This window comes from Pedobacter humicola (assembly GCF_056490705.1).
The window spans coordinates 198207-220874 of the sequence record NZ_JBWJIG010000012.1 but is presented as its reverse complement, the minus strand read 5'-3'; the positions used below and the strand labels follow the sequence as shown (position 1 = coordinate 220874).

Here is a 22668-nt window from a genome sequence, read left to right as displayed (position 1 = left end):
ATTAACAAAGTCATCGGTACCTGGGGTACAATTAGACCTCACAGGTTTAACTCGTTGTTTATCTGTTTTAAAGGTCTCGTTGAGGGCTAAAGCCATTTAAAAACCTGTGGGGTTTATTACAGACTTCCGAAGTTGGCTAGTGCTTTAGATATTTGAAACTTCGGAAATCTTGTTACTCTTCCTTTGCTTTACCCTTTTTTCTCGATTTTATCGCCTGGGTAAGTAGAAACTCGATCTGTCCGTTCGTGCTTCTAAACTCATCGGCAGCCCAGGTTTCTATTTCCTTTAATAAAGCAGGACTAATTCTTAATACAAAAGCTTTTTTATCTTTCTCCGCCATTCTTATTGTATTGCTTGTATATTATACCTTGTTTTTAAATTAATAAGGAACATTTCGAGGTCTTCTATTTTATTTGAAGTGAAGAGGAGTTTCTTGCCGTTTTTAAACTCCAGCTGCAAGCCTCTGTTTTTATCGTTTAAAATGTAAGCCTTATCTCTAAATTTAAACCACAACCGGGTTTTTACGCCATAGCCCCCATATTCGGAAAATGCATCGAATTTTCTGATGTAGGCTTTTTCAATACTTATCCAACGGAAACGGTTGAACTTAAAATGAAAAGGCAAATACCGGAAGGAAATACCTTCAGCGTTTATTTTTAAGGTGAGTTTGTTCTGCTGTACTAAAAAAATGATTAAAAACGGAGACAGGAGCGCTAAAACCGGAGCGAAGTATACCTTTTTAAGTTCAGTAAAACTTAAGCCGCCGTTCTGAAAAATGAGTATAGCTGCTGTTGGAAATATAGTAGCCGCTATAACCAGGTAGAGCCACCAGATCTTCAATCCGTGTTTTTCTTCAAATTCCATTTTATTAATTATATAAAGTGCCCGTATTTACTACCGGTTGTACATGGCGATCACCGCACAAAACCACCAATAAATTGCTTACCATAGCTGCCTTACGTTCTTCATCCAATTCAACAATTCCCTTTTGTGATAATTTTTCCAATGCCATTTCCACCATACCTACTGCACCTTCCACAATTAATTTACGGGCGGCAATAACTGCGGTGGCTTGCTGGCGCTGTAACATGGCACTGGCAATTTCAGGTGCATAGGCTAAGTGAGAAATCCTGGCCTCTAAAACTTCAATGCCTGCTCTCGATAAACGTTCATTCAGTTCGTTTTCTAACAGTTCGCTTACTTTGTCGGCGCCATCTTTTAAGGTAATGCTGGTTTCTTCGCCCTCGGCATGGTCGTAAGGAAAAATATTCGCCAGATGCCTAACAGCAGCTTCACTTTGGATATTTACATATTGCATGTAGTTTTCTACGGAGAAAACGGCTTTGGCGGTTTCGTTCACTTTCCATACCACTACGGCCGCAATCTCAATCGGATTCCCTAATTTATCATTCACTTTTAATTGTTGTCCGTTCAGGTTGTTTGCCTTTAGCGATAAACGCCTTTTGGCGGTTAAAGGATTTACCCAGAAAAAACCATCGGCTTTTACCGTGCCAATATATTTCCCGAAAAGGGTGAGTACCATTGATTGGTTGGGGTTGATAATCAGAAAACCCGGAAATATTAAAAATATATCCACGGCCAGTAAAATTCCTCCCCAGAGAAAAATTTCTGAAACAAAACAGAAAATCGCTGCACCTAACAGTGCTATTGATAATGCGAATGTTAAATACCCAGATGGTGGGCTGATGATTTTTTCTTGATACATAATTGATATTAATTTGATATCATAAAGTAAAATATAAAACCTGGTAATTGCAAACAAAATCTCTAAAATGTATATTAGATAAAAATGTTATTTTTGACAGTACAATAATTACATCGTTTTGGCCAAAATCAAGAGAAATTCACATAAAATCCTTTACCGGAAGTATTCATCAAACCTGAAATATGTAATGATGATATTTACCGTTTTCATCATCACCCTGTTCCTGCCCAAACAACCGAGATTTAGGTATGAGTTTGAAAAAAATGCGGTCTGGAAAAACAAGGATTTGATTTCGCCTTTTAGTTTCGCCATTTTGAAAACCAATCCTCAGGTGAGCGCCGATAAAAAGAATGCTTTAAAGGATATTTTACCCGTTTATCAGTTTGATCGCGCAATTACAGCAAACGCCTTGGATGAATTTTCAAATGAGTTTGATGTTAAATGGAAATCGAAGCAACTCGACGAAAAAGAAAAGGAAGTTTATAAAGCTGCTGCTTACCGCTTACTTCAGAATATTTATCAGAAAGGCATTATCGGGTTAAATGTAAAACATCAGGCAGGAGGGAAAAACTATGATTTCTCCCTGATGGAAAACAATATCGCACAAGAAAAGAATACACAGGATGTTTTTACCGCCGAAACAGCGCTTAATTTTTTTAAAGAGAACCTTAAGGCGCCAAACCAGGTAATGAGTGATCTGGTTGCCAACCTGGCCATTGACCACATTACCCCAAATATTGTTTTCGACGAACGACTCACCCAAACCATACAGGATAATACCATTAATAATATTTCTACCACCAAGGGAATGGTGCAAAAAGGAGAACTTATTGTAGCCAAAAATGATGTGATTGACGAAGAAATTTACCAAAAACTAGAATCTTATAAAGCTACTTACGATGCGCAGACCAAAACAATCGGTAGCAGGGCGCTGGTTTATTTAGGTCAGGTGATATTGGTTGGATTTATATTGACGATTTTAATGTCGTTCCTTTTTCTTTTCAGGAAGGATATTTTTGCTGATAACCGCCAGCTATCTTTAATCCTGATTGTAACCACAGGAATGTTGCTTGCGCTCACCTGGGCCATTAAAATGGAGATTCCCAGTTTATATTACATTCCGTTTTGCGTGGTGCCTATTATTATCAGAATTCTGTTTGATACACGTTTGGCACTTTACCTGCACATGCTGGTGATTTTAATTGCAGGTTTCTTTGTGGCCAATAGTTTCGAATTTGTGTTTTATCAGGTAACGGCGGGAATGGTTGCCATATTTAGCATCAAAAACTTTGTTAAACGCGAAAGATTTTTGGTTTCTGCATTGTTTATCCTCATGGCCTATTTTGTTTCGTTTGTGGGCATCGCCTTATTGCGTGAAGGATCTTTCAGGGAAATAGAGTGGATCAATTTTATTCCTTTTGTTTTTAGCGTACTGTTATCGCTGTTGGCTTATCCATTAATTTATCTTTTCGAGCGTATTTTCGGTATCACCTCAGATGTAGCGCTGATTGAATTAACCAATACCAATAATAAACTCTTAAGGGAGCTCGCCTTTAAAGCACCAGGAACGTTTCAGCATTCTTTACAGGTAGCAAACCTTGCAGAAGCGGCGATATTTAAAATAGGGGGAAACTCAGTATTGGTGAGGGCGGGTGCGCTGTACCATGATATTGGTAAGGTAGATAATCCGCAGTATTTTATCGAAAACCAAAATACCGCAGTGAGCCCGCATGATAAATTGCCATATGAGCAAAGTGCGCAGATAATTATTCAGCATGTACACAAAGGAATTGAGATTTTAAGAAAGAACCAGATTCCTGAGGCAATTATTGATTTTATCAGAACACACCATGGAAATACACGGGTCGATTATTTTTATCAGTCGTTTCTGAAAAATACACCGGAAAAATTTGTTGATGAAAACATTTTCCGCTACCCCGGACCGATACCTTTTAGCAAAGAAACTGGTGTGTTAATGCTCGCCGATTCGGTGGAAGCTGCCTCAAGAAGTCTGAAAAATCCCGACGCTCAGAACATAAATGACATCGTTGAACGGATAATTAACTATAAATTGGAGCAAAATCAGTTAGATGATTGCGATTTAACGTTAAAAGATATTGAGACTATTAAATTGATATTCAAGACAATGCTGATGAGCATCTATCATGTGCGAATAGATTATCAACAAATTTTGTAATTTTTTTTTGTTGGATAACTTGTTTTACTATATTTGCAGACCTCAAAACAAGGTCGGTAGGACAAAATTTTGAAGGAAAAGGAGAGGTGCCTGAGTGGCCGAAAGGAACAGTTTGCTAAACTGTCGTACTGGTAACGGTACCGCGGGTTCGAATCCCGCCCTCTCCGCAGAAATAAAAATAAATGCAAATAAAAGCGAAATTATCAATTTAAAACCGTCACTTTGCAGTCCCTTCGAAAGAGGGAAAAAGAAGATACCAAGTTCGGGATGTAGCGTAGCCCGGTATCGCGCCTGCTTTGGGAGCAGGAGGTCGTAGGTTCGAATCCTGCCATCCCGACAAAAAGTTTATCCACTTTTAAAACAGGATAAAAAAGAAGATACCAAGTTCGGGATGTAGCGTAGCCCGGTATCGCGCCTGCTTTGGGAGCAGGAGGTCGTAGGTTCGAATCCTGCCATCCCGACAAAAAGTTTATCTACTTTTAAAACAGGATAAAAAAAGAAGATACCAAGTTCGGGATGTAGCGTAGCCCGGTATCGCGCCTGCTTTGGGAGCAGGAGGTCGTAGGTTCGAATCCTGCCATCCCGACGAAACAAGGATTCAAAATCCGTCAAAAACCCTCTAAATCAATTGATTAGAGGGTTTTTTTATTGAATTCAGAATAATGATCATCAACCACTTTCAACCCAAATCTCTATCTAAATTTGGATTAAAGAAAGCAGCAGATTTTATAATGTAGTGGTCAAAATTTAATGACCTCAGCCTTTGAAAGTTTAAGCGTTCCGGTCAATAATTGATGTGCCTGGCTAAATTCTTTTGCTGAACCTGTTCGTAGACTTTCAATTTACCGGGATAATCCAGAAGTGGCAGGCCAATCAGTTTTCCTGGATTTAAGCTCCTGTCCCGGTATGCGATCACAGCGTTACAGGTTTCCATCCTAGTCTTTTTAAACACTTTGCTGAGTTGCTTTGCATCTATAAGAATATCTCTTGCAGCAATATCAATAAAAAGTAAGAACTCAAAATCCATTGTAAAGAGGCAGGATATTGCAAGGTGCATGAGATAAAGGCCAATAGTTTAAGCAGATAAAGATAGGGCATCTGAATGCATTTTTTTTTCTGATTACATCATTGCTCACCATCTCATTATACCGTTAATTTGTGCATAAATAAAATCTTTCTCGTTTCCAGTAAGTTACCCCAACAGCGTTTGTAAATGGTGTTTAATATGGTAATTTTGTGGAATGAAGGTTAGGGTAGTTGCTATTTTGGATACACAATTTAAACATGAGCCAGCGCTGGCCAAGATCATGAACAACAGGTTGCAGACGGCGGCGAAAGAACTACAGGAATTCCATTTTGCCAGTCTTCATGAAAGAAGATCTACAGCACACTGCCTGACAATCCACTTAAGTTACAGTCAGAAATATAAGATTCGGTACTCTTTCATTGGCGAGGTACCTGCAGATATTGAATATCTGGTGGCAGAAAGATGTGGTCGGCTTGGGTATATACTTTCCAGGAGTGTGCTAAGCGAGCAGGTTGGGAGGTCTTGGTAAGAAGCAACAGTATCATGGAATAGTGGGTGCTTTTTCATATCTATCTAGTATGATACGGATTGAAACTTCATAATATTTATCTCTGACTCCGCAGATAATCCCGGCATGCTTTCCATAGGTGTGCCTTAGCCGCTGCCGGATGTTCTCAAGGCCTGTGTGAAAACCTGTGTCGTTCAGGCCGGTGTTGATCAGGTTAGATGTTTCAATTGTGAAAACTCCTTGTTTTAATTTCAGGATGATTTTTCCAGGATCCTCAGGTTGACTAAGATTTCCGTGTTTGATCATGTTTTCGGTCAGACTAAGCAAAACAAGAGGGATGGTGCGGATTTGTTCTATTTCCCCGCTGTAGTTGAACTCGATAAAAAGATCGGGTTGCCTGATCCTGCTCAGCTGCAAAAGGTTCTCTACTTGTTGGATTTCTTCTTCCAATGGCATTAGTTCCGGGCCATGTTCGCATTCCAATGCATAACGCATCAGTTTCGAAAGGTGCCTTACCGCTTCTGCGGCCCTGGCTTCGGTTTTATGTGTACTGTTATAAATGTAGGTTAACGTATTGAATAAGAAATGCGGATTTATCTGTGCTTTGAGATAGGAGTTTTTGGCGTCAGCCAGCTCGATGGCGATCTCTTTTTGTTTTAACTGTTTTTTAATAGCATCTTTTTCCAGTGCGGCTGTTCGTTGCTTTTGTTGGATATAGCGCTCAATGAAATAGTAAGCTGTTGCAAAGAGTATAAAATATATTCCCCTCCATAATGTTGAGTACACAAATTTCAAATCAATAGCCTGAAGATCCGAAACGAAAGGCCATTTGGATCTGGAAAGAACTTGGTCTGCCAGATAGGCAACCCCCATGTACATGCATATTTCTATTGTGATCAACAGGGCCATTTTTAGGTACACTGTATGTAAGTGCCTTAACGATTTTTTTAAGCACCAGTTCGGCATGGATGTAAAAAAGACTGATATTGATCACATAGTGTACGAAATAGTTGAACATTGAACCCTTTATCCTGAGGATCAAGACAACAAAAAGGTATTCATAGAGGATGAAAATAAACCAGGCGAAGATGTGCCATCGGTAATTTTTTAGCCAGTTTTTCATTTTATTTTTTAAGTTAAAATTTTGTTTCACATCAGTTAATATTGGCCTTGCATAAGCAATAATTTTGGCGCAGCAGCAGCGGCTGCCAATCTGATCAATTGCCTTAAAACAAATGGCTTTAACAACATTAAACAAAATGATTACAGTAAGGATGAAATTTGGGATCCAAGAGATGGCATGCAGGCACCCAATGAACTAATCGTTAAAGATCTGGTTAACCATGGTAATCTAAATAAATATAAAACTGAAATAAAATCGCTCAAGCCGCTTTCATTGAATGAGTTGATAGCGGTAGCCCAAAAATTCCCTAAAATGACCATAGCTAAACTAAATTGATTTTATGAACCTAGTGCCTACAATAGCCATTTCAGCACCAAAGCATAAAGCCTTTAACTTGTTAAAGGCTTTGTGCTAAACTGTTGTTTATTCGGTTTTTTGTTGCATTATAGACAGGATGGGCGCAGACTTTAGCCGCAAATTCTGGAAATATATTTTTTTAACGGCCTGTTGTTTGGGTAAAAGAATACTCTCATTAAAAGTAAAGGCAATTTTACTGACTATTCTTCTTCCTTTTTCAAGGTCAGTAGTAAAAAATATAGTCTTATTTTCAAGGTAGTTGTTATTAGTCGAATCTAATTTGGTGGCCTTTTCATCGCTACACAGACCAATCCGGTAATTTTCCTTTTTATAAAAACGGATGGCAGGTTGGAGAATTTCATTAGGATTTAGATGCTTTTGCCAACCATTTTTCTGTTCAATGAGCCTGTCAATCTCCAGATATTTTCCTCCACTGGACAGATGGTATGCCCATTTGAAGTTAACGTTCTGATCGTTGCTTCGTACCTCCTTGCGTTTTAGGGTTTGGAAAAGGAGTTCTCCCTTACCCAGGCTGCCAAAGAAAAAAGTATTAAAGTAGTTGATGTTGACAAAATTCTTAATATCAAATAAGTTGTTCTGGTAGGTCAACATATCCCATTTTACCCTTGGCGGAATGGTTGTGATGTAAATTACCCTATTCTGCTTTTCAGAAATTAATAAGTATTGAATCTCTTGCCGCTCTTTTTTATAGGTAACAGATTGATCTTCACAGTCGCATTTAACCACACTGGCAGGGTTGTTTGGACTGTTTTTGTAGTAAAAGCCTTTCTCTGGCTTTTCTCTGCAGATTTCCCGCATGTATAGCGTATAGGTTTCGTCGACAACAATACTGTCGAGCTTATTGGCAGCTTTATCTGCTGCGAAATCTTTCTCCTTATAATATACAAGACTTTTATTTCTGATCTTAGTGCTCACTTCGTGAATGTTGCAGGCTGCTAAACTCAATGCAAGAATTGTGATGGCTAGTTTTTTCATTTGGTTCCGAATTTTGTTCTTGATTGAAAGTAAGATCCGCCTAAAGAATAGTGTCTGCTGTAAGGGACCTGGTGGTAAGCATCGTTTCCACTATAGTGGATCATATTCTGGAAATCCCATCTGTTATAAGGATTGTTGATTCTAAAAAAAGCCGAAACACCTCTTGAAACATCTCCTGCCGAAAAGCTCCAGAAACTCTTATTGTAATACCCTTCTTCTATGGGTTTATAGTTCACGAACATCAGATTCATATTGCCGGCCAGATCAAAAGCCTCTTCCTGAAATCCGGAAAATTTATGATAACTGATGGAGAATTGATTGAGATCGTTTTTGGCATTAAGATTAACTGCTGCAAATCCACCTCCGGTAAAGTACCGGTCCTCTCCATCTCCAATACCTATGTCTTGAAATCCACCACCGTCATTGTAATAGTTAAACTGAAATGCGCCTATATGCGCATTAATAAAACCTATACGTTGTGTCGTTTTCTTGCCAGGATCCAGGGCAAATATCACATTTGTACCAACCGACATCGAATAGCGATAGGGATTTTCAAGAGCCGGTTGAACAAATTCAGTAAAATAATAAAGTGGTTTATTTCTCCAGCTGAGTTCTTCATTTGTCATTTTTTGAATTACGTAATTGATCCCTGTGGTCGCTGTAGCTGCAATCATGATATCGGAAGTGAGATTTTTCTTTGCACCCGGAGATCCAGATCTTGTGCCCAATCCACGATAATAAATCTGCCACTCAATATTCACCGAAGGATAAAGTGCATTTTCAAAAAGCCCTTGGCCAACACCGGCATTAAGGCCAAGGCGTAACTGGGGTATGCCTTTTAAAAATTCGATGGAGGCCTTCGCCGAAATGCCCAACTGGGTGGAGGAAGCGGGATTTGGAGGGGCAAGGCTGCTCTGGGCAAGTGCAATGTTGCAACTAATGGTACAGCACACTGAAAACAAGAGCAATTGTTTTAGATGGATGTTCATGGTATTTGTCTGGTTTGATTTTGGTCAGCTTTTAGCTGCCTATGATGAAGTAAATTTATTACCTGCCGTCTGTTAAATCAATACCTAGTATCGGGTATATCGTAGAAGTATTCATGTTATGGCCCTTAATATACTGTCCATTTTAGCATTACAACTTTTACCCTGAGGGTTTCTTTTGGCAATAGCGCATTACAGTAAATCCAGTTAACCTTTTGTTAAATTATAGTCAACAAATGCGTTTAGTAAGGATCATGAAAATTTATTAATTGGTGTTAAAATGAAATTTTTAGGCTTAAACAAACTGTTTTCTGTCCCAAAACTTACTGATCATTCGGTATTTGGGTAAAAAGCAATCTCTAATAACCGATTTATGGGTGCAAATCATTAATTCTGGACGTAAAACACAATTTTCAGAATTCAAATCTGAAGATCAACTTCATTTAAACTTCATAAATATGCATTTATTTCGCTTTCGAATTAAATCATTGTGTAACCCTAATTTCTTGAGGTCAAAAGTAAGTTCCGCGCTGCGGTTACGTACTCTTTCATCATAAATCGGTTGCCCAACGGAAACTAATTAGCAAAAAAATAAATCAGATTAAACCATTCAACAAAAAAAGATGAAAAGAGTTGTCATATGCTTAGGCTTGTGTACTTTGCTTTACGTAACGGGTTGTACCTCGAAAAAAGAAGAAAAAGAAGAAGTAGCTACTTATGCGGTAACCACACCGCTAAGAATGGATACTTCATTTACCAAAGAATATGTTTCGCAGATTAAATCTGTCCGGAATATAGAAGTGAGGGCCATGGAAAAGGGTTACTTGCAAAATATTTATGTAGATGAAGGCCAGCATGTAAAAGCAGGTCAGATTTTATTTAAAATTATGCCTAAAGCGGCGCAATCAGAACTGTTAAAAGCGCAGGCAGAAACAAAATCGGCAGAAATTGAACTGGAAAACACCAGAATGTTGTCTGATAAAAATATTGTTTCCAAAAATGAACTGGCCATGGCCAAGGCCAAACTACAATCGGCAAATGCCGAAACCTCATTGGCAAAATTTCACTTATCCAATACCGAAATCAGGGCACCCTTTGATGGTACCATCGACCGTATTCCCTTAAAATTGGGAAGTTTGGTTGATGAGGGCGCTTTGTTAACCAGTCTATCCGATAACAGTCAGGTTTTCGCTTATTTCAACGTATCCGAGCCAGAATACTTAAACTATCAAAGTGCTGCAAAAGCTAAAGGTCAGCAGGAAGTGAGCCTGTTATTGGCCAATAACGAGTTGCTGAAATGGAAGGGTAAAGTCGAAGTGATCGAAAGTGAGTTTGATAACGAGACTGGAAATATCGCTTTCAGGGCCAGGTTTAACAATTCAGACAACCTGCTGAAAAACGGTGAAACCGGTAAAATCCAGATGGTTGTTCCTTTAAAAAATGCTTTGGTCATCCCGCAGAAAGCCACTTACGATATTCAGGATAAAACCTATGTTTTTGTGGTGGATAAAAATAACAAAGTACATTCGAGGGTGATCACGATTGCGGGTGAGGTGCCGGATTTGTATATCATTGGCGATGGCATCACTACAGGTGATAAAATATTGCTCGAAGGTGTACAGAAGGTGAAAGACGATGATAAAATTGCCTACAAATTCCAGCAGCCTCAGGACGTGATGAAACAATTGAGATTGAAAACAGAATAATCTAAACCCTCCATACTTATTTTATGTTTAGTAAATTCATACAAAGGCCCGTCCTTTCTATAGTAATATCGCTTATCATTGTGTTTCTTGGTGTGTTGGCCATCAGCTACCTGCCGGTTACACAATTCCCTTCTATATCTCCGCCTAAAGTAAATATTACGGCAGAGTACCCGGGGGCAAATAACGAGTTGTTGATTAAATCGGTGGTTATTCCGCTCGAGCGTGCACTTAATGGTGTACCGGGCATGAAATATATCGCTTCTGATGCAGGTAATGATGGTGAAGCTTCGATCCAGGTGGTATTTAACCTGGGTACCGATCCCAATCAGGCATCGCTTAACGTGCAAAACCGCGTTGCGGCGGTTACCAATAAACTTCCTCCTTTAGTGGTTCGTGAAGGGGTGAAAATTACCCGCGAGGAGTCGAACATGTTGATGTATATCAACCTGTATAGTAAAGACCCTAAAATGAACCAGAACTTCCTGTACAATTACGCGGATATCAACTTGCTTTCTGAGCTGAAAAGGGTTGATGGTGTAGGTTTTGCGGATATTCTGGGCGACAGGGATTATGCAATGCGGATCTGGCTAAAACCCGACCGTATGCAGGCCTATAAAATTTCAGTTGATGAGGTGATGAAGGCACTTGATGAGCAAAGTTTAGAAGCCTCACCAGGTAAAACAGGGGAGAGTTCTGGTAAACGTTCGCAGGCTTTCGAATATGTGTTAAAATATTCCGGTCGTTTTAGTACCAAAGAAGGATACGAAAATGTGGTATTGAGGGCAAGTGCCAACGGCGAATTGCTTCGTTTAAAAGATGTTGCGGATGTCGATTTTAGTGCTTCTGCCTATAATTTATATTCTACCTTAAACGGTAAGGCTTCTGCGGCAATTGTTTTAAAACAATCATATGGCAGTAACGCCAGTCAGGTAATTAAAGATGTGAAGGCTAAAATGGCCGAGATCAAAGATAGCTCTTTCCCTAAAGGCCTGGATTATGAAGTAAGTTACGACGTTTCTAAATTCCTGGATGCCTCAATTGAGAAAGTAATCCATACCCTGGTAGAAGCCTTTATTTTAGTAGGTTTAGTGGTATTCCTGTTCCTTGGCGACTGGCGTTCTACGCTTATTCCGGCCATTGCCGTTCCTGTATCTTTAATCGGAACTTTTGTGTTTATGCAGTTCTTTGGCATCACGCTTAACTTAATTACCCTGTTTGCATTGGTGCTGGCTATTGGTGTGGTGGTAGATGATGCGATTGTAGTAATTGAAGCAGTGCACGCCAAGATGGAGCATAACCGGAAACTCTCGGTATTAAGAGCTACGCAAGAGGCCATGAAAGAAATTGGCGGGGCCATTATCGCCATTACCTTTTTAATGGCATCGGTGTTTATCCCGGTGGCTTTTATGTCGGGGCCAGTAGGTATTTTCTATCGCCAGTTCTCCATTACCATGGCTACGGCAATTATCCTTTCGGGTATTGTGGCTTTAACACTTACGCCAGCCTTATGTGCCATCATGTTGAAAAACAATCATGGATCGAAGAAAAAGAAAACGATCATTGATAAGCTGTTAGATGGTTTTAACAATGGTTTTGCAAAACTTTCCGGCAAGTATGAGTTTGTATTAACCAAAATGGTGAGCCGTAAGATCTTAACCTTTGGTATACTGATTGCATTTTGTTTGGGTGTTTGGGCTTTGAGTGGAAGTGTTCCATCCGGGTTTATCCCGAACGAAGATCAGGGGATGGTATATGCCATTATCCAAACGCCTCCGGGATCTACTTTAGAGCGTACCGATCAGATTGCAGAGAAACTGCAAAAGATGTGTGAAGATATTGATGGTGTAAAATCGGTTTCATCTTTGGCCGGATATGAGATTCTTACCGAAGGAACAGGATCGAACTCAGGTACCTGCTTAATCAACCTGAAAGACTGGAGCGACCGTAAACATTCGGCAGTGGAGATTATTGAAGAATTGGAGGAGAAATCGAAATCGATCCCTGGTGCAACCATCGAATTTTTCCAGCCGCCAGCAGTTCCGGGTTATGGTGCGGCGGGAGGTTTCGAACTACGTTTACTGGATAAGGCAGGTAGCGGCGATTACAAAAAGATGGAAACCGTAGCCAACGATTTTGTAAAAGAACTGAACAAGCGCAAAGAGCTATCTTCTGTGTTTACTTTTTACAGTGCGAGTTTCCCGCAGTACATGTTAGATGTCGACAATGATATTGCGCAACAAAAAGGCGTAAGTATCGATAATGCGATGAACACCCTGTCTACTTTTGTGGGTAGTAACTACGAAACCAGCTTTATTAAATACGATCACCAGTATAAAGTAATTGTTCAGGCATTGCCACAATACCGGGCTTTGCCAGAAGATATTTTAAAGCTGTCGGTTAAAAATGACCGCGATGAAATGGTGCCATTCTCTGCGTTTATTAAAATGCGGAAGGTGTATGGTTTATCGGAGATTACCAGACATAATATGTACAACGCGTCTGAAATCAGCGGACAGAGTGCTCCGGGTTACAGTTCGGGTGAGGCCATTAATGCCATTACCGAAGTGGCCAAGAAAACGCTTCCAAGGGGATTCGGTATCGATTGGGCAGGTATTTCGAAGGATGAGGTATCGAGAGGAAACGAAGCGATTTATATCTTCCTGATATGTTTAGGATTCGTATATCTGGTATTGGCAGCGCAATATGAAAGTTTCATTTTGCCACTTTCGGTAATCCTTTCCTTACCTGCGGGTATTTTTGGTGCCTTCCTGTTCCTGAAATTATTAGGGCTGGAAAACAACATTTATGCACAGGTAGCGATGGTAATGCTGATCGGTTTACTTGGGAAGAACGCCGTGTTGATTGTGGAGTTTGCCGCACAAAGGCATGCTCAGGGTGCCACGGTATTAAAAGCGGCGATGGAAGGTGCAAGTGTGCGTTTCCGTCCGATTTTAATGACCTCTTTTGCCTTTATTGCAGGTTTGATTCCTTTGATGATCGCTTCGGGGCCTGGAAAAATTGGTAACCGTACCATCGGATCTGCAGCTGCAGGCGGTATGCTTTTCGGTACTATTTTCGGGGTAGTGGTTATTCCCGGGCTGTATTACATCTTCGGATCGATAGCTGCAAAACATAAGCTGATCAAAATTGAAGAAGAACATCCATTAACTGAAGAAATTGAAGATAATGTTTAAGAAAAATATTTATAAAGGCCTTGGTTTAGTGCTGATATGTGCCGCATATACCGCATGTAAATTACCAGAAGTGGCCCAACGCACCGAAAATAAAGCGGTACCTGTTACCTTTAACGGTTCGCAGGATACTGTAAGCACAGCGCGTATACAATGGCGTCAGTTTTTTACCGATCCAAATCTGGTAAACCTGATTGATACCGCCTTGAAAAATAACCAGGAGCTGAATATTACGCTTCAGGATATCGAGATTGCGAAAAACGAGATCAAAGCAAGAAAAGGAGAACTTTTACCAAGTGTAACTTATGGCGTGGGTGCCGGATTGGATAAGGTTGGGCGTTATACCAGTTCGGGTGCCGGCGATGCTTCTACTGAAATTACCCCTGGCAAAGAAGTGCCTGAAATATTGCCCGATTACAGGTTTGGTTTACAGGCCAATTGGGAAGCCGATATCTGGCACAAATTGCGTAACGCGAAGAAAGGCGCCATTAGTCATTATTTAGCAACCGTTGAAGGCAAAAATTTCGTGGTAACTAATTTAATTGCTGAAGTAGCCAATTCATATTACGAATTGTTAGCTGCCGATAATCAATTGGAGACCGTTAAAAAGAATATTGAGCTGCAGAAAAATGCCTTGGAACTGATGAAAATCCAAAAACAAGCGAGTAGGGTTAATGAACTAGCTGTGCGTAAATTTGAGGCTGAAGTATTAAGTTCAAAAAGTTTGGAGTTCGATATTCAACAGAATATTACCGAAACGGAGAACAAAATTAATTTCCTTTTGGGCCGTTTTCCGCAACCGGTTATCAGGGATAAATCTAGCTTTACCGATTTGGTACCGCCTACAGTACAAACTGGCTTACCCGCTCAGTTATTGGCCAACCGTCCGGATATTAAGCAGGCAGAGCTCGAATTGGCCGCTGCTAAGCTGGATGTAAAAGTAGCTAAAGCGCAGTTTTATCCTTCATTGGGTATTTCAGCAGCAATTGGTTATCAGGCTTTTAATCCTTCATATTTGTTGAGAACACCTGAATCGTTGATCTACTCGTTGGCAGGAGATTTGGCCGGACCGCTCATTAACAGAAATGCCATCAAAGCCGAGTATTCAACCGCAAATGCAAAACAGTTACAGGCAGTATACGATTACGAAAAGACCATTCTGAATGGGTATATCGAGGTAGCGAACCAAATGTCGAAAATTGGTAACCTGCAAAAAAGTTACGACCTGAAATCGAAGCAGGTAGTAGCGCTTACCCAATCGATCGATATTTCGAACGATTTATTTAAATCGGCAAGGGCAGATTATTTTGAGGTATTGATGACCCAACGCGATGCCCTGCAATCTAAGTTGGAGCTTATCGAAACCAAAAAACAACAGTTAAATGCTGTAGTTGATATTTATCACGCGCTTGGTGGTGGATGGAACTAGATAAATCATAACCATGCAAGTCATTTTATCCTTATAATTCTAAGGCTGTTCCAATTGGGGCAGCCTTTTTCTTTTTTCATTCCGGGCGTTGCGAAAAATCTTTTTTGCAGCTAAAGCGCGTTGAATAATCAATCGTTTACAATGATAAAATTGCTTAGCTAATTATACACAAGTGCAAACCAGAGCAACTTTTTGTATTATTCATTTTTTTATCATAAAATTTATTTCGCAAACAATGGCATTCGCTTAGGGTTAATTTAGTGTACAGATTGATCATTATATCTAGAATAAAAATGGGAAACAAAACTTTTAAATTTGGCAACCTGGAAATTAACCGTTTAGGTTATGGCGCCATGCAATTAACAGGTAATGGTGTTTTTGGCGAAGTGGAAAACCGCGAAAACGCAATAACCGTTTTGAGGGAAGCCGTTGCAAATGGCGTTAATTTTATTGATACAGCCGAAGCTTATGGACCAAAATTTAATGAATCGCTTATTGCCGATGCATTATCACCTTTTCAAAAAGATCTTTTTATCGCCACTAAAGGTGGTTTTGACCGGCCAGGTCCGAACAACTGGGTGCCTAATGGTAATCCTGAGAAAATCAGGAAGGATATTGAAGGAAGCTTACAGCGTTTAAAAGTAGACTCGATTGATTTATGGCAATTGCACCGTATCGATCCTAAAGTGAATGTATCCGAAACCCTTGCTCCGGTTATTGAAGCGGTGAAAGAAGGAAAAATAAAACATGTTGGCCTATCCGAAGTAAGCATCGAGCAGATTAAACAGGTTCAGGATATTCTGCCGATTGTTTCCGTTCAAAATTTATATAACCTGGCCAACAGGCAGTGGGAGAGTGTACTGGATTTTACCGCCGAACAAGGATTGGCTTTTATTCCCTGGTTTCCTCTGGCTTCAGGTCCTGATAAACTGGAAGATAAGATTAAAGCAATTGCACAAAAACATCAGGCCACAACAGCACAGATTGCATTGGCCTGGTTGTTAAAAAGATCATCAAACATTCTTTTAATTCCCGGTACAAAATCAGTGGATCATTTAAAGGAGAATTTAAAAGCGAGTGAGATCGAATTAACTGATGCAGAATTTGAAAGTTTAGCACAGTAGTTTGTTCTTAAGTTACACTTCCCGTCAGGATGCCCACAGATATGACACAAATGTTTTATTCGTGGGCATTTTCCTTTTATGCTGACGCCCGTTTGTAACAATAAAATCGTTAGGCTATGGATACACTCGTTTGGAAACCGGCCCAAGCCGGTTATTTTTTATCTCTTTTATCCCGCCATAAACCGATAAATTTTGTGTTTAAAACCATTCATTTTTGTCATTTATTGAAAATATTGTCTGATATTTAAACATGAAAAAAGTCTTCCTATTCACCGCTATTTTATTTTCTATCATTTTTCAAAAAGCCATGGCGCAAAGTAAAACCGAAAATGTACCTGCTGTTTTAAACCATATTGCCGTTTATGTGGCTGATCTAAAGACCGCAACAGCTTTTTATGAAAGTGTTTTTAACCTTAAAATCATTCCAGAGCCTTTTAAGGACAACCGCCATACCTGGTTTACTTTAGGCCCGGCCGGACAGTTACATTTAATCCAGGGCGCTAAGGGCAATGAAGTTTTCGATAAAAACGGACATTTATGTTTTAGTGTTCCTTCAGTTGATGAATTCGTGAAGAAACTAAATGAAAAGAACATCAGTTTTGAAGATTGGGCTGGAAAAGAAAAAGGAATTACCCTAAGGGTTGATGGTGTAAAACAGATTTATTTCAAAGATCCTGACGGACATTGGCTGGAGGTAAACGACGCCAGGTAAATTTTTTACTACGTCCGAATATTGCTTTACATCATACCTTATATTTAGGTCTTATTTACTCAACCTATGAAACTTAAATCCCTGAAGTATTTTCTTACCGTCTCTTTAATTATTGGTTCTATTGCACTATCAAAAGCCCAGAACGAAAAAGCTGAAGCAGATTTTAAAACCGTAATGGAGAAGTACAATGCTGTAGGTGCTTCGGTTGCTGTGGTTAAAGAGGGTAAGGTCATTTATACCCATTCTTTCGGTCTCAAGGATTTGGAAAGTAAAAAGCCCTTAAGTGACCAGGATATTTTCAGGATTGCATCAATCTCCAAATCCTTTTCGGCAACATCCATTATGCAGCTTGTAGAAGCCGGTAAAATAAGCTTAGATGATGATTTTGGGGATCTTGTTGGTTTTAAGATCAGAAACCCTAAATTTCCTGAGCAGAAGATCACCTTAAAAATGGCATTATCGCACACTTCCAGTTTAAACGATTCGCAGGGATACTTAAATCTGGATGTAATTAATCCTGATAAGAACCCCGAATGGGCAAAGTGTTATAACGATTATGCCCCAGGTACTAAATTCGATTATTGTAACCTTAATTTTAATCTGATTGGAACCATTATCGAAAAGAAATCGGGCGAACGCTTCGATAATTATGTAAAAAACCATGTGTTAAAGCCTTTAGGACTTTACGCTGGCTATTGTGTGGATTCGTTAGATAGTACACGTTTTGTTCAGCTGTACGAATACCATGCAGATACTAAAACCTATACTCCATCGCCAACAGCATATGCGCCGAGAAGAACAGAAATCGCCAATTATATCATGGGGTACAGCACGCCTATCTTCTCACCAACAGGAGGCATGAAGATTTCTGCGATCGACCTCGCTAAATACATGATCATGCATATGAACTATGGCAGTGCTAATGGTGTTAAAATTATCAGTAAAAAGAGTGCTAAAAAGATGCAGACCTCACTGAGCGATGATGAAGGTTATGGTTTTGCCATCAGAACCGCTGATACGTTAATCCCCGGCGTTAAACTAAAGGGACATACAGGTTCTGCTTATGGCTTGTATAGTACGATGTTTTTCAATCCGAAAGAGAAATTCGGCTTTGTCATCATTACCAATGGTATCAATGCAACTTATACCGATGGCTTTCCCGATTTTAGCCGAGCAGCCATCAATAGTTTATATCAGAACTTTGTTAAATAAATACTGTTAAAGCAAATTGGATAAACCATTCTTATGGTAAAAAACACTTAAGATTTTGATTCCTGCTTTCGGGCGACTTACATCGTTGCCTTTTTGCTTTTGGTCAAAAATATTTTTAACGGCAGGCTGGTCAATCAAATGCGAACTATCTGTGATTGGTTTGCTATCAAAGCTCACCTGGTTTCGGTTTTCATTTATTTTAAAACTCATCTTAATCTTATTGGTTGGCGAATCGTTGATAAGTACTTCCGGATTTAATTTTTTCCATCATTAAATATTCCTTTAATACGGAAAATTCCATACTCTGTATCGCTTTAACAACTGACTTTAGTTTATCACCAGTTATACCCAGGCGTGTAGCCCAGTAATCGCGGTCTTTTTCATCCGCAATTTCAATAAACTCTTTTCTGGCATTCATCGAACTAATTTGGTATTCCATCTTTTACAAATTTTTGGTTAGTAATATTCAAGAAACAACGTCAGTTCTAATTTGGTTTTGGGGTTTTGTCAGGGAATTCTAAAATAATTTGGGTTTTGAAATCCTGGTTTTCGGTTTTTTTTGAATTATTCTGAAATAGTCGACAAGAGAGGATATAATGCAAATCTAAAAAAATCGATTTAGGACCGTCCTTTTAAATGTATATTCTTGTTTTTATAAAGAGTCCTTACAAAACATTAGATTATCGGATAGCCTTCTTGTAATTGAGATGTAATATGATTTTTACAAATGCTAGATCATTTTGTATCCCTGCCTTTGGTTGCCCCCAAAGGAAATTTTATCTTGACAATCTTTTAGTGTTATTCATTTCGATATTAATTCCGATCAATTTTGTAAGTGATTCGAGGGCAACGCATGGATTTGCTTTTCGCAACCCATAACATTGCATTATTGCATTTTCCAATTTTTGCGAAGGCCCATCGCAAAAAATTGCTTGGCTATGCAGAAGAAACAGAAACAGTATCTACAATATAGCTTAAACTAAAATTTGTTTTTTAAGGTTTTAATATCCGTTTCAACAGCGGTTACTAAAACCTTTTTTGTTATATGGCTGTTTTATAGCTGTCTAATCAAATATTATTATGGATAATAAACAAAAAACCGGAAGTGCTGATCGTAATAGGATCAACATTAACGAAGGTTATGAGCTAGATTATTGGTCGAACAAATTTGGCGTAAGCAAGGATAAACTGAAAGCAGTTGTACAAACAGTAGGTACATCGGCAAACGCTGTAGCGGATTTTTTAAAAAAATAAAGTATTGATTATGAGTCTGGAAAAGTATGTTGCCAAACGCGATTTCTCAAAAACTGCAGAACCTAAATCGGGTAAAAGCAGCGATCGGAACAAATTACATTTTGTGATCCAAAAGCACGACGCATCGCGTTTACACTATGATTTCAGACTCGAAATGGAAGGTGTTTTAAAAAGCTGGGCAGTACCCAAGGGTCCGTCAACTGATCCGAAAATGAAACGTTTGGCCATGATGGTAGAGGACCATCCATACGATTACAAAGATTTTGAAGGCATCATCCCGCAAGGTGAATATGGAGGAGGAACCGTGATTGTTTGGGACGAGGGTACCTACGAACCGATTGAAAACATCAAAGGCAAAAAAGCGCAGGAAAAACATCTTTTGGGCCAGTTAAAAGACGGGTCTTTAAAAATCAAACTTTATGGAGAGAAACTGCACGGTGAATTTGCCTTAGTTAAAACCCATGGCATGGGCGAAAATGGCTGGTTGCTGATCAAACATAAAGACGATTATGCCTCAACCAAGGATATCACCAAAGAAGATAAATCTGTGCTTTCGGGAAAAACAATTGAAAAGATGGAGAAAACATCCGATAAAGTTTGGAAAGAAGGAAAGGAGCAGAAATTAAAACCTGAAAAAAAAAGCCCTGAGCAAAAAGCCAGCAAAGCAACAGCTTCAGTAGGCGATGATGTTCAGGTGGATATTAAAGCCATCTTAAAGAAAGCACCAAAAAGCACCATTCCAAAAGGCATAAAACCGATGCTGGCCACATTGGTAGATGAACCTTTTGATGATCCCAACTGGCAGTACGAGGTGAAATGGGATGGATACCGTGCCCTGGCATTTGTCAATAAAGGAAAAGTTGAACTTTTCTCCAGAAACAATAAATCCTTTAACGAAAAATTTTATCCCATTTACGACTTGCTTGGTGAGTGGAAAATCAATGCTGTATTGGACGGTGAGATTCTGGTATTAAACAATAAAGGTGTATCTAATTTCGGTTCGCTGCAGAACTGGCGGAGTGAAGCTGATGGCGAACTCGTGTTTTATGTATTCGATATCCTGTGGTATGAAGGTAAAAACCTGATGGAACTGCCGCTTTATCAACGACAAGCTATTTTGAACGATGTGTTGCCAACAGACGATGATCGCGTGCGCTTAGGGAAAGTGTTTAAAGCCAGCGGTGTAGATTTTTTCAATGCAGCCGAAAGAATGGGACTGGAAGGAATCATTGCTAAAAAAACAGATAGCACATATGCCTCAGAACGTAGATCGAAGGAGTGGCTAAAAATAAAGGTGCATAAACGACAGGAAGTAGTGATCGCGGGCTTTACCAAAAATGAGGATACTTCGAAATCTTTCAGTTCTTTGTTATTGGGTGTTTATGAAAAAGGCAAGTTGCAATATGTAGGCAAGGTTGGCACAGGATTTTCAGATAAATTGCAAAAAACAATGATGGAACAGTTTAAAACCCTGATCATCGACAAAAGCCCCTTCGAAAGTATTCCTGATGTAAATAAGCCTTCACGATTTAGGCCAAATCCACCCAAGGCCAAAGCGACATGGCTAAAACCCGAACTGGTTTGCGAAGTTGCTTTTGCCGAGGTAACCGAAGATGGTGTCTTTCGGCATCCATCTTTTCAGGGGATGCGCGAAGATAAAAAAGCAAAAGAAGTTGTTCTCGAGGAAGAAGCGCCAACCGCTGAAATCGTGGTCGAAACTAAAGAGGAAGATCAACATGCAAAGGCCATAAAACCGCCGAAAGGCAAGGAACCTAAAACACTCTTAAATCCTAAAGACGAAACCCAGGTCAGGAAAGTTAAGGGGCATGAGCTTAAGTTTACCAACCTCAGTAAAATATATTGGCCGGAAGATAAGGTAAGTAAAAGGGATATGTTTAACTATTATTACCAGGTTGCCGAATACATTTTGCCATATCTAAAAGATCGCCCCCAATCACTTAACCGCTTTCCAGGTGGAATCCATGGTCCGAGTTTTTACCAGAAAGATGTAAAAGGAAAAGCACCCGATTGGGCAAAAACCTTTCCATATGAAAACGGGGAAGGAGAAAAAAAGGAATATCTGGTGGGTACGGATGAAGCTTCATTACTGTGGATGGCCAGTTTAGGCTGCATTGAAATGAACCCCTGGTTTAGCCGGGTACAAAATCCGGATAATCCGGATTATTGCGTCATAGATCTTGATCCCGATAAACATACTTTTGATCAGGTGGTAGAAGCGGCATTAGAAACCAAAAAGGTTTTGGATGCCATAGATGTGCCGAGTTATTGTAAAACATCGGGCTCAACGGGTATACATATTTATATCCCTTTAAATGCGAAATACAGTTATGATCAGAGCCAGATGTTTGCCAAGATTGTGGTTACCCTCGTTAATAAGCAGATACCTAACTATACCTCACTAGAGCGAATGGTGGCTGCCAGAAAAGGCAAAATGTATTTAGACTTTTTGCAGAATAGGCCAGGGGCAACCATTGCAGGACCTTATTCATTACGTCCGAAAATTGGTGCAACGGTATCCATGCCTTTGCATTGGGACGAAATTAAGCCAGGCTTAAAGATGAAGGATTTTAATATTTTCAATGCTATTGACCGCTTAAGGAAAGAAGGCGATCTGTTTAAAGGCATACTGGGTAAAGGAATCGATTTGAAAAAAGCAATTGATAAAGCGAAAAGTGTTTTCGGATAAAAATGATGATCTTTTGTGGCTTTCCTTATATTTGGAAAAAATTAAAAAATGATCGCACACCACGTTTTATTCTGGCTTAAAGCCGATACCACCGATGAGCAAAAAGTTGCTTTCCGCAATAGCTTACAAACATTAGAAAATATTGAAGTTGTTAAAACTTTCCATGTTGGCGTACCCGCACCGATTGAGCGTGCTGTAGTAGACACCACATACACATTCAGTTTACTTTTATTATTTGAAGATTTGGCAGCACATGATGTATACCAGGTACATCCATTACACAAAGCCTTTTTGGATGAATTTAAGGTGTACTTCGATAAAGTAGTTATTTACGACGCTGAATAATAATTAGCCCTTCAATAAAATTGGAGGGTTTTTTTTTGCTTTGATTTTTTTGAAAATAAATTGATTAT

20 protein-coding genes and 4 tRNA genes are annotated in these 22668 nt (G+C 39.4%); 14 read left to right on the top strand and 10 right to left on the bottom strand.

Translation table 11 applies throughout. The annotated features are described in order from the left end of the window. Positions 1 to 172: 172 nt before the first annotated feature. Genes AC04Q1_RS18925 through AC04Q1_RS18915 form a run of 3 tightly spaced genes read right to left on the bottom strand, consistent with a single transcriptional unit; the run spans position 173 to position 1726 of the window. Positions 173 to 340, bottom strand: a complete 168-nt coding sequence (locus AC04Q1_RS18925; RefSeq protein WP_478366127.1) for a type II toxin-antitoxin system antitoxin — start codon at positions 338 to 340, stop codon at positions 173 to 175. A 2-nt stretch (positions 341 to 342) separates the two neighbouring features. Further along, entirely contained in the window at positions 343 to 864 is a 522-nt protein-coding gene (locus AC04Q1_RS18920; protein ID WP_478366126.1) for a hypothetical protein, read from the bottom strand. 4 nt (positions 865 to 868) lie between these two features. After that, complete coding sequence (locus tag AC04Q1_RS18915; protein WP_478366125.1) at positions 869 to 1726, bottom strand: SPFH domain-containing protein; 858 nt, start codon at positions 1724 to 1726, stop codon at positions 869 to 871. A 190-nt stretch (positions 1727 to 1916) separates the two neighbouring features. Here AC04Q1_RS18915 and AC04Q1_RS18910 point away from each other — a divergent pair, with 190 nt between their 5' ends. The 5 genes from AC04Q1_RS18910 to AC04Q1_RS18890 all read left to right on the top strand — a co-directional run bounded on the left by AC04Q1_RS18910 (position 1917) and on the right by AC04Q1_RS18890 (position 4509). Beyond that, positions 1917 to 3923 (top strand): HD family phosphohydrolase, encoded by a 2007-nt coding sequence (locus AC04Q1_RS18910; protein WP_478366131.1) that lies wholly within the window; start codon positions 1917 to 1919, stop codon positions 3921 to 3923. An 80-nt stretch (positions 3924 to 4003) separates the two neighbouring features. Next, a tRNA-Ser gene (locus tag AC04Q1_RS18905) sits at positions 4004 to 4090 on the top strand. 96 nt (positions 4091 to 4186) lie between these two features. Further along, positions 4187 to 4260: transfer RNA gene (locus AC04Q1_RS18900), tRNA-Pro, on the top strand. 50 nt (positions 4261 to 4310) lie between these two features. Further along, a tRNA-Pro gene (locus AC04Q1_RS18895) sits at positions 4311 to 4384 on the top strand. Between the two features lie 51 nt (positions 4385 to 4435). Further along, positions 4436 to 4509: transfer RNA gene (locus AC04Q1_RS18890), tRNA-Pro, on the top strand. Between the two features lie 198 nt (positions 4510 to 4707). On the opposite strand, the gene AC04Q1_RS18885 is transcribed toward AC04Q1_RS18890, so the two are convergent. The 5 genes from AC04Q1_RS18885 to AC04Q1_RS18865 form a co-directional block, all read right to left on the bottom strand. Then, positions 4708 to 4857 carry a hypothetical protein gene (locus tag AC04Q1_RS18885; RefSeq protein WP_478366124.1) on the bottom strand — a complete coding sequence of 50 codons (150 nt, stop codon included), beginning with the start codon at positions 4855 to 4857 and terminating at the stop codon, positions 4708 to 4710. 634 nt (positions 4858 to 5491) lie between these two features. Next, on the bottom strand, positions 5492 to 6244 hold the full coding sequence (locus AC04Q1_RS18880) for a sensor histidine kinase (protein WP_478366123.1): 753 nt from the start codon (positions 6242 to 6244) through the stop codon (positions 5492 to 5494). A gap of 10 nt (positions 6245 to 6254) precedes the next feature. Beyond that, positions 6255 to 6581, bottom strand: coding sequence for a hypothetical protein (locus AC04Q1_RS18875; protein WP_478366122.1), 327 nt, complete (start codon positions 6579 to 6581; stop codon positions 6255 to 6257). Positions 6582 to 7004: 423 nt separating this feature from the next. Beyond that, on the bottom strand, positions 7005 to 7934 hold the full coding sequence (locus AC04Q1_RS18870; protein WP_478366121.1) for a hypothetical protein: 930 nt from the start codon (positions 7932 to 7934) through the stop codon (positions 7005 to 7007). After that, positions 7931 to 8923, bottom strand: coding sequence for a hypothetical protein (locus AC04Q1_RS18865; RefSeq protein WP_478366120.1), 993 nt, complete (start codon positions 8921 to 8923; stop codon positions 7931 to 7933). Before AC04Q1_RS18865 ends, AC04Q1_RS18870 begins: the two co-directional genes overlap by 4 nt. Before the next feature lie 620 nt (positions 8924 to 9543). On the opposite strand from AC04Q1_RS18865, the gene AC04Q1_RS18860 reads away from it, so the two are divergent. From AC04Q1_RS18860 to AC04Q1_RS18835, 6 genes are all read left to right on the top strand, one after another. Then, positions 9544 to 10626, top strand: coding sequence for an efflux RND transporter periplasmic adaptor subunit (locus AC04Q1_RS18860; protein WP_478366119.1), 1083 nt, complete (start codon positions 9544 to 9546; stop codon positions 10624 to 10626). A 23-nt stretch (positions 10627 to 10649) separates the two neighbouring features. Beyond that, positions 10650 to 13820, top strand: a complete 3171-nt coding sequence (locus tag AC04Q1_RS18855; RefSeq protein ID WP_478366118.1) for an efflux RND transporter permease subunit — start codon at positions 10650 to 10652, stop codon at positions 13818 to 13820. Next, positions 13813 to 15246, top strand: a complete 1434-nt coding sequence (locus tag AC04Q1_RS18850; RefSeq protein WP_478366117.1) for a TolC family protein — start codon at positions 13813 to 13815, stop codon at positions 15244 to 15246. The genes AC04Q1_RS18855 and AC04Q1_RS18850 overlap by 8 nt, the downstream gene beginning before the upstream one ends. A 293-nt stretch (positions 15247 to 15539) precedes the next feature. Further along, positions 15540 to 16370, top strand: coding sequence for an aldo/keto reductase (locus tag AC04Q1_RS18845; protein WP_478366116.1), 831 nt, complete (start codon positions 15540 to 15542; stop codon positions 16368 to 16370). Positions 16371 to 16620: 250 nt separating this feature from the next. After that, positions 16621 to 17082 (top strand): VOC family protein, encoded by a 462-nt coding sequence (locus AC04Q1_RS18840; RefSeq protein ID WP_478366115.1) that lies wholly within the window; start codon positions 16621 to 16623, stop codon positions 17080 to 17082. A gap of 66 nt (positions 17083 to 17148) precedes the next feature. Next, the gene (locus AC04Q1_RS18835; RefSeq protein ID WP_478366114.1) at positions 17149 to 18294 is read left to right on the top strand and encodes a serine hydrolase domain-containing protein; all 1146 of its coding nucleotides are present in this window, start codon (positions 17149 to 17151) and stop codon (positions 18292 to 18294) included. A 6-nt stretch (positions 18295 to 18300) separates the two neighbouring features. Here AC04Q1_RS18835 and AC04Q1_RS18830 read toward each other — a convergent pair whose 3' ends face one another. Both AC04Q1_RS18830 and AC04Q1_RS18825 read right to left on the bottom strand, forming a co-directional pair. Further along, a complete protein-coding gene (locus AC04Q1_RS18830; protein ID WP_478366113.1) occupies positions 18301 to 18504 on the bottom strand; it encodes a hypothetical protein in 204 nt (67 codons plus the stop codon). Positions 18505 to 18511: 7 nt separating this feature from the next. Continuing rightward, on the bottom strand, positions 18512 to 18733 hold the full coding sequence (locus tag AC04Q1_RS18825) for a hypothetical protein (RefSeq protein WP_478366112.1): 222 nt from the start codon (positions 18731 to 18733) through the stop codon (positions 18512 to 18514). A 641-nt stretch (positions 18734 to 19374) separates the two neighbouring features. Here AC04Q1_RS18825 and AC04Q1_RS18820 point away from each other — a divergent pair. The 3 genes from AC04Q1_RS18820 to AC04Q1_RS18810 are packed head-to-tail and all read left to right on the top strand — an operon-like array spanning position 19375 to position 22600. Beyond that, positions 19375 to 19548 (top strand): DUF3606 domain-containing protein, encoded by a 174-nt coding sequence (locus tag AC04Q1_RS18820; RefSeq protein ID WP_478366111.1) that lies wholly within the window; start codon positions 19375 to 19377, stop codon positions 19546 to 19548. A 10-nt stretch (positions 19549 to 19558) separates the two neighbouring features. Further along, positions 19559 to 22255 carry a DNA ligase D gene (gene ligD, locus AC04Q1_RS18815; protein WP_478366110.1) on the top strand — a complete coding sequence of 899 codons (2697 nt, stop codon included), beginning with the start codon at positions 19559 to 19561 and terminating at the stop codon, positions 22253 to 22255. A 48-nt stretch (positions 22256 to 22303) separates the two neighbouring features. Then, positions 22304 to 22600 (top strand): Dabb family protein, encoded by a 297-nt coding sequence (locus AC04Q1_RS18810; RefSeq protein ID WP_478366109.1) that lies wholly within the window; start codon positions 22304 to 22306, stop codon positions 22598 to 22600. Positions 22601 to 22668 lie beyond the last annotated feature (68 nt).